13 protein-coding genes are annotated in these 12,723 nt (G+C 41.2%); 10 read left to right on the top strand and 3 right to left on the bottom strand.

The window, feature by feature from the left end; genetic code table 11:
• Positions 1-139: 139 nt before the first annotated feature.
• Positions 140-1,090, bottom strand: a complete 951-nt coding sequence (hemF, locus tag RMA94_RS07275; RefSeq protein ID WP_311082390.1) for an oxygen-dependent coproporphyrinogen oxidase — start codon at positions 1,088-1,090, stop codon at positions 140-142.
• Positions 1,091-1,218: 128 nt separating this feature from the next.
• Positions 1,219-1,821, bottom strand: coding sequence for a GTP cyclohydrolase II (gene ribA, locus RMA94_RS07280; RefSeq protein ID WP_002116908.1), 603 nt, complete (start codon positions 1,819-1,821; stop codon positions 1,219-1,221).
• A gap of 303 nt (positions 1,822-2,124) precedes the next feature.
• Here ribA and dxs point away from each other — a divergent pair, with 303 nt between their 5' ends.
• The 9 genes from dxs to RMA94_RS07325 all read left to right on the top strand — a co-directional run bounded on the left by dxs (position 2,125) and on the right by RMA94_RS07325 (position 10,897).
• Positions 2,125-4,029: a 1-deoxy-D-xylulose-5-phosphate synthase gene (gene dxs, locus RMA94_RS07285; protein ID WP_311082392.1), complete on the top strand. Its 1,905-nt coding sequence runs from the start codon at positions 2,125-2,127 to the stop codon at positions 4,027-4,029.
• Between the two features lie 121 nt (positions 4,030-4,150).
• Positions 4,151-4,981: an inositol monophosphatase family protein gene (locus RMA94_RS07290; protein ID WP_005078362.1), complete on the top strand. Its 831-nt coding sequence runs from the start codon at positions 4,151-4,153 to the stop codon at positions 4,979-4,981.
• 405 nt (positions 4,982-5,386) lie between these two features.
• Positions 5,387-7,252 (top strand): DEAD/DEAH box helicase, encoded by a 1,866-nt coding sequence (locus RMA94_RS07295; protein WP_199978359.1) that lies wholly within the window; start codon positions 5,387-5,389, stop codon positions 7,250-7,252.
• 106 nt (positions 7,253-7,358) lie between these two features.
• A complete protein-coding gene (locus RMA94_RS07300; protein ID WP_025465417.1) occupies positions 7,359-7,568 on the top strand; it encodes a hypothetical protein in 210 nt (69 codons plus the stop codon).
• Positions 7,569-7,658: 90 nt separating this feature from the next.
• A complete protein-coding gene (locus tag RMA94_RS07305) occupies positions 7,659-8,477 on the top strand; it encodes an ABC transporter ATP-binding protein (RefSeq protein WP_002116999.1) in 819 nt (272 codons plus the stop codon).
• Positions 8,474-9,250, top strand: coding sequence for a lipid asymmetry maintenance ABC transporter permease subunit MlaE (gene mlaE, locus RMA94_RS07310; protein WP_002117010.1), 777 nt, complete (start codon positions 8,474-8,476; stop codon positions 9,248-9,250). Before RMA94_RS07305 ends, mlaE begins: the two co-directional genes overlap by 4 nt.
• On the top strand, positions 9,250-9,930 hold the full coding sequence (locus RMA94_RS07315) for an outer membrane lipid asymmetry maintenance protein MlaD (RefSeq protein WP_005067241.1): 681 nt from the start codon (positions 9,250-9,252) through the stop codon (positions 9,928-9,930). Before mlaE ends, RMA94_RS07315 begins: the two co-directional genes overlap by 1 nt.
• A gap of 26 nt (positions 9,931-9,956) precedes the next feature.
• Positions 9,957-10,598, top strand: a complete 642-nt coding sequence (locus RMA94_RS07320) for a phospholipid-binding protein MlaC (RefSeq protein ID WP_002116826.1) — start codon at positions 9,957-9,959, stop codon at positions 10,596-10,598.
• An 11-nt stretch (positions 10,599-10,609) separates the two neighbouring features.
• Positions 10,610-10,897 (top strand): lipid asymmetry maintenance protein MlaB, encoded by a 288-nt coding sequence (locus tag RMA94_RS07325; RefSeq protein ID WP_005078357.1) that lies wholly within the window; start codon positions 10,610-10,612, stop codon positions 10,895-10,897.
• Between the two features lie 72 nt (positions 10,898-10,969).
• On the opposite strand, the gene RMA94_RS07330 is transcribed toward RMA94_RS07325, so the two are convergent.
• The gene (locus tag RMA94_RS07330) at positions 10,970-11,983 is read right to left on the bottom strand and encodes a magnesium and cobalt transport protein CorA (protein WP_002116978.1); all 1,014 of its coding nucleotides are present in this window, start codon (positions 11,981-11,983) and stop codon (positions 10,970-10,972) included.
• Positions 11,984-12,141: 158 nt separating this feature from the next.
• On the opposite strand from RMA94_RS07330, the gene RMA94_RS07335 reads away from it, so the two are divergent.
• Positions 12,142-12,723, top strand: coding sequence for a TIGR00730 family Rossman fold protein (locus tag RMA94_RS07335; RefSeq protein ID WP_311082396.1), 582 nt, complete (start codon positions 12,142-12,144; stop codon positions 12,721-12,723).

Genomic DNA, 12,723 nt, shown 5'->3' on the forward strand with positions numbered 1-12,723 from the left:
GTCTGTACTGAATTTTCAGCAGGCCTCACTATAAGCCAAATTTTAATAAGAAAAAATATTTGAATGAAACTCAGAAAATTGGAAATAAAAAAGGAGATTCTTTAGGGTGGAAGCCAAAGAATCTCCGAAAAGCAAAAAATTAAGCAACTTTTTCTTTTAGGTTTAACCAGTCACGAGGTTTTAAGTAATAGTCGGTTAAACGTTTCTCTGGTGAGTCTTCATCCCATTCTGGACGATACGACCAACCTGCAAGGTTAGGGAGGCTGACTAAAATAGACTCAATACGTCCACCTGTTTGTAAGCCAAACAATGTTCCGCGGTCATAGACTAAATTATATTCGACATAGCGACCACGACGGTACAGCTGGAACTCTCGTTGAGCTTCGGTATAAGGCTGTTCACGATGTTTTTCAAAAATTGGCAAAATGGCATTTAAATAACCATTACCTACAGCTTGAATATATTTAAAGCAGGTTTCGAAATCCCAGCAATTTAAATCATCAAAGAATAAACCACCGACACCACGCTGTTCATCTCTATGTTTTAGATAGAAATAGTCATCACACCATTTTTTATGTTCAGCGTAGACATTGTCACCAAAAGGCTGGCATAGGTCATATGCGGCTTGATGCCAGTCGATAACATCCTGTTCATCTGGATAGAACGGTGTTAAGTCAAAACCACCGCCAAACCACCAAATTGGATCTTGTCCTTCAGGCTCTGCAACGAATAAACGTACATTGGCATGGGAGGTTGGAATGTTTGGGTTTTTAGGGTGAATGACTAATGACACACCAAGCGCTTGTGCTTTAGCACCAGCAATTTGAGGATGTCTTTCTGTAGCAGAAGCGGGCAGTTTATTAATGTTGATGTGAGAAAACATCACACCACCTTTTTCAATCACGGTGCCATGTTGTAAAACTCGTGAACGACCACCACCACCTTCTGGACGTTCCCAATCATCAATAATGAATTCACCCGTACCACCGCCAGCTTTTTCTTGTTGTTCTAAACCAGCACAAATACGGGCTTGTAAATCGAGGAGAAATTCGCGGACACGTTGAATATCTGTTGAAGTCGGATGTTGCATAGTGACCCTCAAAGATGATTGAGATAGGAGATAGATACATCAAAACACAAAACCATAAAAAAAGTAAGGGATTTTTAAGAAATGTCTTAAAAATCCCTTCCAATTATTTTTAAGTTTATAATTTTGTTTTAGAAATCATCTTTTTGATAAAGGTGATCCATGCGTTCACGTTTAGTTTTTAAATATTGTTCATTAAAAGGATTACGTCCAACCGTTAAAGGAACACGACCAACCACATTAATACCTTGATCCTTGAGTGCCTGAATTTTCAAAGGATTGTTAGTAATTAACTTAACTTCTTTTACTTTTAAGTGATCGAGCATAATGCTACACATGTCATAACGGCGCGCATCAGCTGGCAAATTTAAAAGTAAATTTGCATCTACCGTGTCATGACCTTGATCTTGTAAGGCATACGCACGAATTTTATTCGTAAGCCCAATACCACGGCCTTCTTGGCGTAAATATAAAATAACGCCTTGACCTGCTTCGTTAATGAGCTTTTGAGTTGCCTGTAATTGAGGGCCGCAGTCACATTTTAATGACGCAAAAGCATCACCTGTTAAGCATTCTGAATGAACACGTACTAAAACAGGGCCTGTGGGTGGATTTTCTAACCCTTTAGACAGTGCCACATGTTCTTCACCTGATACTGGATCTTGAAACACAGAAATATTGAATTCACCAAAAGCAGTCGGGAGTTTTGATGTTGCAATGAACTCTATAGGCACAGATTAACTCATCTTTTAACCGAAAACGGTTTAAAGTATAGCGTAATGCTGGGAGATTGGTCGAATTGTCATAATCATTTTGAGCACTAAGGTTTTCTTTTTTGTATAAAGAAGACGATAATAGTTGATAAATAGTCAGATTATTCAGGATAATCTGCCAACCATACCCATACTGTATGAGAGACTGCTTTGCATGACCTCGTTCGCAAATGTGGCTGATTGAAGGTGACTTCATTCGATTGTATGATCGACCCATTTTGACCCAGCTTAGGATTTGCCAGGCTTATAAAGGCTTTGCCACATATGTTGTATACCGAAATTCCAACTCAACGCCCTGTTACGCCATTGTTAGATGCAATTGATCATCCTCAACAATTACGTCAGCTCGAGCATAGCCAATTGGTTCAAGTGGCTGATGAGTTGCGTCAATATATTTTATATGCAGCAGGCCAGAGTGGTGGCCATTTCGGTGCTAACCTCGGCGTGGTTGAGCTGACGGTTGCGCTGCATTATTGCTTTAATACTCCAAATGACCGATTAGTTTGGGATGTAGGACATCAGGCGTACCCCCATAAAGTCTTGACTGGTCGCCGTGAGCAAATGACAACAATCCGTGCTAAAAACGGTTTAGCAGCATTTCCAGCTAGAGAAGAATCAGTTTTTGATACTTTTGGTGTAGGACATTCATCAACTGCAATTTCAGCAGGTTTGGGAATGTCTTTAGCACGTCGCTATCAAAATGACCCATGTGAAGTCGTTTGTATTGTGGGTGATGGCGCAATGACAGCAGGTATGGCATTTGAAGCCATGAACGATGCTGTGGCACACGATGCCGATTTAATTGTTGTACTTAATGACAATGACATGTCGATTTCTTGCAGTACAGGTGGTTTTGCTAAGCATTTAGCTGCAATTTGGGAAAAAGGCCATTTAGTTAATGTCGATGAACATGGTGAGGCGTATGTACAGCCACATCCGAAATGGACGTACAACTCTCGTTTACATCAATCGGCAACAGATGCGGCCGATAATTTATTTAAAGCGATTGGTTTCGATTACTTTGGTCCTTTCGATGGACATGATGTAAATCAACTCGTTCAAGTATTTAACGCATTAAAGAAACGTAAAGGTCCACGCTTAGTCCACGTTTACACTAAAAAAGGTAAAGGTTTTACTCCGGCAGAAGCTGACCCAATTACCTATCATGCAATTAGCAAAATTAATACGGCTTCAGCGGGTAAAACACCACCAAAATATTCAGATGTATTTGGTCAATGGTTGTGTGACGAAGCTGCACAAGATGAGCGTTTATTAGCGATTACCCCAGCCATGTGCGAAGGCTCGGGCATGGTTAAGTTTGCTAAAGAATTTCCAAAACGTTTCTTCGATGTTGCAATTGCTGAACAGCATGCAGTAACACTTGCAGCAGGCATGGCTTGTGAAGGTTTAAAACCTGTTGTTGCGATCTATTCAACATTCTTGCAGCGTGGTTACGACCAACTTATTCATGATGTTGCATTACAAAATCTTGATGTAACTTTCGGCATTGACCGTGCTGGTTTGGTGGGTGAGGATGGACCAACTCACGCAGGTGCATATGATTATGCATATATGCGTACAGTACCAAACATAGTCATCATGGCGCCAAAAGATGAAAATGAATGCCGTCAAATGCTACATACTGCCTATGCCTATAATGGTCCAGCGGCAGTACGTTACCCACGTGGTGCTGGAGTAGGCGTTGAAATTCAGCAAGAGCTAACTGCTATTGAATTAGGTAAAGCTGAAGTAGTTGCTGAAATTAAACCTGCTTGTGATGAGCAGATTACAATTTTAGCGTTTGGTAGCCGCGTTATGGTTGCCATAGAAGCTGCTGAGCAGTTTGCACAGAAACACGATGTCGGCGTACGTGTTGTAAATATGCGTTTTGTGAAACCACTTGATGAAAAAATTATTCGTGATTTGGCTGAACATACACAATTATTTGTAACTGTTGAAGAACACGCAATTATGGGTGGCGCAGGCAGTGCAGTAAATGAGTTCATGGCACAAGAACAAATTGTTAAACCTATCATTAATTTAGGTCTGCCAGATTTGTTCTTACAACAGGCATCACATGGTCAAATGCTACAAGATTGTGGGTTAGATGCTAAAGGTATTTTAAACTCAATTGAGCGAGCTTGGCTTAAGCTAAATCAGGTGGTTTAAGCCTTTAATAAAATTTTTGAAACATTTTTTCCCCTAAAGCGCATTCATTTGCTAAAATGTATGCGCTTTTATGCATTATTCTTTGTCAAAATCTTCAAATTTGTATTGTAGTGGGTGTTCAATGGAACCTATGGTGGTTATGGCTGCGCGTGCGGCTCAAACAGTTGGTCAAGAGCTTTTAAAAGCGCATCAAAATCGTCATAAACTCGATTTGCAAGTTGAAGAGAAAGGCATTGATGGCCCAGTAACACGTGTAGATCGTTATTTGGAACAATTGACGATTGATACATTACGTAAAAGTTATAAAAACCATAGCTTCTTAGGTGAAGAGTTCGGTTTGCAAGAAGGCAAAGGCCACGATGCAGACTGGTGCTGGGTAATCGACCCGCTTGATGGCACACAAAACTTTATTAATGGTTTCCCTCATTTCTGTATCTCTATTGCAGTTCAGCATAAAGGCGTTACTCAGCACGGCGTAATCTACGACCCAGTACGTGACGAATTATTCTCTGCAAGTCGCGGTCGCGGTGCGGTTATGAACCAACGCCGTATTCGTGTAAATGTAAAAGATACTTTAGAAAATACATTCTTGGCAGTGGGCCATCCTTACCGTGCTAAACGTGCTGGTGAGATCGTATCTTATGCAGAACAACACTTTGCTTCATTATTAGCGGTTACTCAAGCAGGCGCACAAATTCGTCGTGGTGGTTCAGCTGCCCTAGATTTAGCATATGTTGCTGCTGGTCGTTTTGATGGTTTCTTTGAGCTTGGTTTAAAACCATGGGATATCGCTGCTGGTGAGCTTATTATTAAAGAAGCAGGCGGTGTAGTGGTTGATGCACGCGGTGGTAATGAATCTCTTGAAAATGGTCAAGTGCTTGCAAGTTCACTAAAAATGCTAAAACCTTTAATGCAAACTGTAGTTCCAGCTTGGGCTCAAGCCGCAAAATAATTTAATTATTTATAAATAAAACCCTCTATTATCAGAGGGTTTTATTTTTTTAGCCATGGGTAAATGTTACTGAGTTCAATAAATATGAAGAAAGTTGATTAAAACACATGACTTTTGATTTCTTTCTGCTATAATCCGCCCACGCACTTAAATTTCCGTTCATTACCTGAACATTCTGTTCTATTCATTGTAAGCGCACGCTGTCCATAGAGAGGACCATTTCTTGCGCCCCGATCGCTCAGCGATTCTTCAGGTTCGGCCGTAATCAAGCGTGCGTTTAGTCCACATCGTCGTTACTCGGATTGCTGCTGAAAAAACGTTTCAGCTAACTTTGCTTTGCCGCTTTGTGCCGATGTCTATTTTGTATTTATTAAAAATGGAGCACCCACTAGGGTGAAACTCTCTATGAGCAAAACTTTTGCCGAATTTTCTTTGCATGAAACCTTACAACAAGCGCTTGAAGGTTTAGGTTTTACTACCCCGACTCCTGTGCAAGAACAATCTATTCCTGCAGCTTTAGAAGGAAAAGACCTTCTAGTATCTAGCCAGACTGGTTCTGGTAAAACTGCGGCATTTTTATTACCGACATTACATAATTTAGCTGGTCAAGAAACTTTTGTTCCGTTCAAAGAACGTATGAAAGCTGTGACCCAACCTAATATTTTAGTTTTATGCCCAACACGTGAATTGGCTCAACAAGTTAGCCAAGATGCGATTGCTTTCGTACGTCACATGAAAGGTGTTCGTATTGCTGCAATCATGGGTGGTATGCCTTTTGGTAAGCAAATCCAACAACTTAAAGGCGCGCAAGTTATTGTTGCGACTCCAGGTCGTTTATTAGATTTAGTAAACCGTCGTCAATTAAAGTTAGATAAAGTTGAAGCTTTAATCGTTGACGAAGCTGACCGTATGTTAGACCTCGGCTTCTCTGAAGATTTAGAAGCAATCAGCGATTTAGCTGGTAACCGTCGTCAAACATTAATGTTCTCTGCAACTTTCGCTGACCGTATTATTCGTCTTGCTGAGCGCATGATGAATGAACCTGAGCGTATTGCTATTGAAACAGGTCACAGTACAAACACTGACATCACCCAAACTTTACACTGGACAGATGGTTTCGAACACAAGAAGAAACTTCTGACTCACTGGTTGGCTGATGAAACTCTTGATCAAGCGGTTGTATTCGCGAGCACTCAAGAAGATACAGATATGTTGGCTGAAGAACTTGCAGAAGCAGGTCATTCTGTAGTTGCACTTCACGGTGCAATGCCACAAACAGTTCGTAACCGTCGTTTACGTAGTATTCGTGAAGGCCGTGCAAAAATCTTGGTAGCGACAGATGTTGCTGCACGTGGTCTTGATGTACCGACAATTTCTCACGTAATTAACTTCGGTTTACCAATGAAACATGAAGACTATGTACACCGTATTGGTCGTACAGGTCGTGCTGGTCGTACAGGTCAAGCAATTACTTTAGCGACTTATCGTGAACGCGGTAAAATCCGTGCGCTTGAAGACTATTTAGATGCACGTTTAAGTGTTTCTGAAATTGAAGGCTTAGAGCCATCTCCACCTCCTGCTCGTTCAGGTCGTGATGGCGGTGGTCGTGGTCGTGGCGGCAACGGTGGTCGTGATGGTCGTCGTGGTGGCGGTTTTGGCGGTGGTCGTCGTTTTGAAGGCGAAAGCAACTTCAAACGCCGTGAAGGTGGTCGTGATGACCGTCCACGTCGTAGCTTTGATGACAAACCACGTGGTGAACGTCCATCATTTGGTGGCGAAGATCGTCCACGTCGCGAGTTCAATTCAGATCGCCCACGCCGTGAAGGTGGTTTTGAAGATCGTCCACGTCGTGAGTTCAACTCAGATCGTCCGCGTCGCGAAGGTGGTTTCAACGATAAACCGCGTTTTGACTCAAATGATGACAACCGTGGTAACCGTGTAGATTACAAACCACGTCGTGAAAATGGTTTTGGTGACCGTCCAAAACGTACTTTCGGTGGTGAAGATCGTCCGCGTCGTAGCTTTGATGACAAACCACGTGGTGAACGTCCATCATTTGGTGGCGAAGATCGTCCACGTCGTGAGTTCAACTCAGATCGTCCACGCCGCGAAGGTGGCTTTAACGATAAACCGCGTCGTAGCTTTGATGATAAACCACGTGGGGAGCGTCCAGCGTTTGGTGGCGAAGATCGTCCAAAACGTAGCTTCGGTGGTGAAGATCGTCCGCGTCGTAGCTTTGATGACAAACCGCGTCGTAAATTCGACCGTTAATCAATAGTTTGTTTAAAGAAAGGCCGGTAGAAATACTGGCCTTTCTTATTTTTCAGTTTTGTTATAAAATAACAAAGTGTGAATTAGTTCAATTTTTTATTAAATAATGAGTAGAAGTAAACGAAAAGAAACAATAATGGCACAGTTGAAGAACTTATTAGTTCAGCACGGCTTGCCTTATCTTTTTATTGCACTTGTTTTGTGTAATGGGGTTTATTTTGCCTATGCTTTTATAACTGGAAGTTCTATTGAGCAGTTTCAAATTTCTGAATTAACCTCTTTTTACGAACATACCTCTTCTATTTCTACCAACTAAGTTAGCTTTGCTTTTGTCAAAATAACAACAAGTTTGCCAATTTTCAGTGTTATAGTATGCGTGCATAAAAGTGCAGGAACGATTGCCATTATGAATAATAAAACTCCTCTCTCGACTCAACCACTTATTGAAGTGAAAAATTTGAGTTTTAATCGAGGGGAACGCGTCATTTATGACAATATTAGTTTAAATATACGTCGTGGCCAGATTACGGCTATTATGGGACCTTCTGGTACAGGTAAAACAACATTATTGCGTCTGATCGGTGGACAGTTAGTTCCTGATCAGGGCGAAGTTTTGCTCGACGGTAAAGATATTGCAAAAATGTCTCGTCAGGAACTTTTTTCAGCCCGTGCACGTATGGGAATGTTATTTCAGAGCGGTGCTTTATTTACGGATATGTCTGTCTATGAAAATGTAGCATTCCCAATTCGAGCACATACCAAACTTCCTGAAAATCTAATTGCTGAACTGGTTGCATTAAAACTTGAATCAGTAGGCTTACGTGGTTCTGAACAATTAATGCCTACAGAACTCTCAGGTGGTATGAACCGTCGTGTCGCTTTGGCACGTGCGATCGCGCTTGACCCCGATTTAATCATGTACGATGAACCGTTTGCAGGGCAAGACCCTATTGTAAAAGGTGTTTTGACACGTTTAATCCGTTCATTGCGAGAAGCTTTAGATTTAACCACAATTATTGTTTCGCATGACGTTCCCGAAACCCTTTCTATTGCTGACTACATTTATGTTGTAGCAGAAGGAAAAATTCAGGGGGAAGGAACACCAGAAGAATTACAGGCATATGCTTCTCCATTTGTGCGCCAATTCTTAACAGGTTCGGCAGAAGGACCAGTTGAATACCAATTTAGTCATCAAGCCTATTTAGATAACGAGGTTCGTCCATGAATACGATTGCCTGGTTAGGTAGACTCGTTATTGAGCGGATTCGAGGGATTGGTGTTGCGGCACTAATGCTCTTACAAATTGTTTTTTCTTTTCCTTCATCTGGTGGTTTTGGACGATTTATTTACCAAATGCATCGGGTAGGGGTGATGTCTTTGTTAATTATCACTGTGTCGGGCCTATTTATTGGTTTGGTACTGGGTTTACAAGGATACTCAATTTTAGTGAACGTCGGCAGTGAATCAATGCTAGGCACAATGGTGTCTTTAACATTGCTGCGTGAATTGGCACCTGTGGTTGCTGCCTTATTATTTGCTGGCCGAGCAGGTTCTGCATTAACAGCAGAAATTGGTTCAATGAAGCAAAGTGAACAACTTGCCAGCATGGAAATGATCGGCGTTGACCCATTAAAACAAATCGTATCACCGCGTCTTTGGGCGGGAGTGGTCAGTTTACCGATGCTAACTGTCATTTTTGCTGCGATTGGTATTGTGGGCGGTAAAATGGTAGGTGTCGATTTTCTTGGCGTCGATGAAGGCTCATTCTGGAGCGGAATGCAAAACAATGTGCAATTTGGGCATGATGTCGTAAATGGCATTATCAAAAGTATTGTGTTTGCTTTGTTATGTACATGGATTGCGGTATATCAAGGATATGCGTGTGATCCGACTCCAGAAGGAATCGCAACTGCAATGACAAGAACAGTTGTATATTCTTCATTATGTGTTTTAGGTTTTGATTTCGTGTTGACTGCGGTCATGTTCGGAGGGATTTAATGAAATCACGTAGTAGTGAGCTGGCCGTAGGTATCTTTGTTATTATCTTCGGTATTGCCTTGTTCTTTTTAGCCATGAAAGTTAGTGGCCTTGTAGGTACTAATTTAAATGATAGTTATACCATGAAGGCTCAGTTTGATAACGTCAATGGTTTAAAGCCTCGTGCTAAAGTAACGATGAGCGGTGTCACAATTGGTCGTGTTGATTCAATTACCCTTGATCCAGTTACGCGTTTGGCTACGGTAACCTTTGGTTTAGATGGAAAATTGACAAGTTTTAATGCTGAGCAGCTAAAAGAAGTTCAAAAAAATGCTTTAGATGAACTACGTTATAGTTCTGATTATACGCAGGCTTCTCCAGAGCAACAAAAAGCAATGGAACAGCAACTGATCAGTAACATGTCCTCCATCACCAGTATTGATGAAGATGCTTATATAATGGTTGCAACCAATGGTTTGTTGGGTGAGAAATATTTGAAAGTCGTTCCAGGTGGTGGTTTAAACTATCTTAAACGTGGCGATACAATTTCAAATACCCAAGGAACCATGGATCTAGAAGATTTAATTAGTAAATTTATTACTGGTGGTGGCGCAGGTAAAGTTGCCGCTGGTTCATCCTCAGCAGAAGAAAAAGCTCCTGCAAGTACCGACAGCAGTGCACAGCCGTCATTTGTTGAGTAAGAGTTTATTTGAAGGAGTGGTTCCAGGTGAATACGTTGTTTAAACAAACCCTGACAGCAAGTCTTTTGTCTACTATGATTGCAGGTACAGCTTTTGCTGCACCTTCAGAAGCACCACCTGATTTTATCAAGCGTGTTGCTGATGGCTTGATCGCTCGTTTAAAAGCAGATCATGCTAAGTTGCAGAACAATCCTGCTTTAGTAAAATCAATTGTACGTCAGAACTTAGACCCATATGTTGATTCACAAGCGTTCACTCGTATTGTGATGGGTACTTATGCGACGAATCAGTATAGTACAGCTGCACAGCGTGCTCAGTTTGAAACAAACTTCCGTAATACATTAATTGAAAATTACGGTAGCGCATTTGCTAAATATACAAATCAAAGCTATACCATGCGTCCTTACAAGGCAACTGCGGGTAAGAACCCTGTAGTGACATTGGACTTTAATCACAATGGTGAAAAAATTCCTGTTTCTTTCCAGTTAGCTGACAAAGGTACTCAATGGAAAATCCGTAATATCAATGTCTCTGGTATTGATCTAGGATTACAGTTCCGTAATCAGTTTGCTGCAACAGTGAAACGCAATGGCGGTGATTTAAATAAAGCAATTGCTACGTTCCAACCTGATGCAGACGCGGCTGTTAATCAAAACAAAAAGAAATAAGTAGGTGACGTGTGGTTCAGTATCTCAACCAACAATTGGTTGTTTCGGGAAAAATAGATTTTGAAAATGCGGAACAACAGTATCAAGCCGGTTTAGCTATCATAAAGAAGCAGCAAAGCTTCCCTCTAGTGGTAGATTTAACTGAGCTTGAGCATGGTAGTACCTTGGCCTTGGCTGTTTTAGTTCAATGGTTACGAGAGACTCCCAAAAATACTGGTTTGCATTTTAAAAATGTCCCTGAAAAAATGCTGAAGATCATTCAAGCCTGTCATTTGCAGGACGACCTGCAAATGATCTGATGTTTTAGATGTAAAAAAGCACCTATATTGAGGTGCTTTTTTATGCTCGAAATTAGCATTTTATTACAAAGCTTAGATCCATTTTTTCCAGCGGAAATAAATGATCGGCCCAATAAAGAAACCCATAATAATGAGTAAAACAACGAAGAAACTGGTCGTACCATGTGCAAAAGGTAATACATCAGTGTTCATGCCGTAAATACTGGCGATAAGCATCGGAGGAGCTAACATGCTTGGTAAAATCGAGAATCGACGAATCGTGTCATTCTGTTCGGTGTTAATGAATCCGGACGTGGTATCAAGTAAGAATCGTACTTTTTGGAATAAGAAAGCATCATGTTCTACCAGTGAACGCACATCTTCACTGAGCTCTCGAATGTCAGCATCATATATATGACTGCCTAATGCTCGCGGACGCGATAAAAAAGTAAGTACTCGTCGTAAATCAATGAGACAAAGCTGTGCTTTTCCTAGCATATCTTCTTGTTGAGCTAGGCGCGTAATCATGTCATCGAGATCTAGAATTTTTTCACGTTGGTGGTTATTAAGAACCTCTGTGGAGTATTTTTCTAAATCTTTGTGGATATCTTCTAAGATATCCGCAAGCTCATCGAGTTTTGCTTCAAGAAGGCCTAATAAAATCCACGTTGGATCTTTATAGTCCATGTCATAGTCATTTCGACGAGCACGGGCACGAAAGGCACGAAACGCAACTAGTTTTTCTCCACGCATCGTAAAGAGGCGGTCTTTATGTAAAATAAAAGCTACGGTTTGCACCATGGCAAGCATATGTGATGACTCTTCAGCGTCGCCATCCACCTGATAATTTTTATTTTTCGTTAAAAAATAAGTACTGATGTGCAAAATACCGTCATCATCACGGTAAAATCGTGCAGAAGATGAAATGTCTTCAAGCGACTTTAGTGTTGGTAAATTTTGGTCATAGGCATCTAATACCCATTGTTGTTCTTCTTGCGAGGGTGCAATAAGATCAAGCCAGACTAATTCGGGATGTAGATCAAATCCACCATTGATGGTGGCATCTTCCAGACTTCCGCGTTCTGTGGCATAAAAGGCTTCAAGCATGTGTCTTTTTTCCTCACGCAGTCTGATGGAAATGGATGGGTGTATTTTAGACAAGGATTTGCCGAAAAACACTTGCCAATACGCTATTTTGCAAAAAAAAACTCTATCGATAGTTTAGTTTGTCAGCATGACAGTTCAATAAAACGGTTTTTTACACTATGAAATCAATTTGTATTTTCTGTGGTTCATCTCTTGGTTCAAACCCAATTTTCCAAAAAATTGCCCAAGCTACAGGCGAGGCTATTGCAAAACAAGGGAAGACCTTGGTTTATGGTGGTGGTCGCTCAGGCCTAATGGGTGTGGTGGCCGATAGCGCCTTACAAGCAGGTGGACAAGTCATTGGCGTGATCCCTCGTGCTTTAGTTGATCGTGAGTTAGCTCATCCAAGCCTAACCAGATTATATGTGGTTGAAAATATGCATGAGCGTAAAACCAAGATGGCGGATCTTTCAGATGGCTTTATTGCTTTGCCGGGTGGCGCTGGTACATTGGAAGAAATCTTTGAACAATGGACGTGGGCGCAATTAGGTATTCATCAAAAGCCATGTGCTTTCTTAAATGTAGCGGGCTTTTATGAAGATTTACTTAAAATGATTCAAGGAACAGTGGATAATGGATTCAGCCAAGCACGGTTCGTTGATAAATTGATCGCATCAGATAAAATTGAAGATATTCTTCAACAATTTGAGCAATATCAGGCTCCTGCTCCAAAATGGACAAATGCAGATGTCCAACCATAA

It is taken from the genome of Acinetobacter sp. V115_6 (genome assembly GCF_031799025.1).
In the GTDB taxonomy this organism is placed as follows: domain Bacteria; phylum Pseudomonadota; class Gammaproteobacteria; order Pseudomonadales; family Moraxellaceae; genus Acinetobacter; species Acinetobacter pittii.